Raw genomic sequence first — 319 nt, forward strand, 5'->3', positions numbered from 1 at the left:
TGATTTCGCGGCCGGCCTTGTGGTTTACGCCGGTGCCTTCCACGTGCTGGATGAGCGAGCCGGTGCGCCAGACGTTGAGCATCTGCGTGCCGAAGCAGATGCCGAGCAGCGGCTTGTGCATGTTGTGCGCGTCCTGCAGAAGGAGTTCGTCGACGTTCTCGCGGAGAGGGTCTGCGTCGGCGGACATGGGGTCGCGTTGCTCGCCGTACTTCTGGGGGTTCACATCGGCTCCGCTGCCGGGAAGAAGGAAGGCCTGGCAGGAGTTGGCGATCTGCGCGATCTGGTCGTTGGTGCTTTCGAGCGGGACGGGGACGGGCTC

The 319-nt window shown here is 64.9% G+C and carries 1 protein-coding gene; it reads right to left on the bottom strand.

Annotated elements, in window-relative coordinates; genetic code table 11:
• Positions 1 to 319: gamma-glutamyl-gamma-aminobutyrate hydrolase family protein (locus A6X21_RS23745; RefSeq protein ID WP_165603798.1), on the bottom strand; the 319-nt coding region annotated here is incomplete at both ends.

The sequence above is a fragment of the Planctopirus hydrillae genome, assembly GCF_001707835.1.
Lineage (GTDB): Bacteria > Planctomycetota > Planctomycetia > Planctomycetales > Planctomycetaceae > Planctopirus > Planctopirus hydrillae.